A 414-nucleotide genomic window follows, 5' to 3' on the forward strand; every position below is an offset into this window, starting at 1 on the left:
ATGCCGGTCTAGCTCAATTGGTAGAGCAACTGACTTGTAATCAGTAGGTTGGGGGTTCAAGTCCTCTGGCCGGCACCAAACCAACCACATGAATTTGCTACTATACAGGTTTGCGACGAGCAACGATAGTAGCGCAGGAGCATGTTTTGTACTGATGATTCATCGAAACAACATCAAGAGCCATTAGCTCAGTTACGAGCATAACATCGTCGGAATTACTACGAGTTGTCTTGACGCAATAAACAACAGAGCTATCCTAGAAGAGGAAGAGACAGGTAGACGGCGAAGCGAAACACCGTCCGTAACCGTCATGAACTAACATCATTGAAAACAACGACAAGAGCCATTAGCTCAGTTGGTAGAGCATCTGACTTTTAATCAGAGGGTCGAAGGTTCGAATCCTTCATGGCTCAC

At 45.9% G+C, this 414-nt stretch carries 2 tRNA genes; both read left to right on the top strand.

The annotated features are described in order from the left end of the window. The first annotated feature begins 2 nt into the window (after positions 1–2). A tRNA-Thr gene (locus tag KH400_RS21510) sits at positions 3–78 on the top strand. Between the two features lie 262 nt (positions 79–340). Further along, positions 341–413, top strand: a tRNA-Lys gene (locus KH400_RS21515). The last annotated feature ends 1 nt before the right edge of the window (position 414 follow it).

Origin of the sequence: Desertibacillus haloalkaliphilus (genome assembly GCF_019039105.1) — a bacterium.
In the GTDB taxonomy this organism is placed as follows: Bacteria; Bacillota; Bacilli; order Bacillales; family KJ1-10-99; genus Desertibacillus; species Desertibacillus haloalkaliphilus.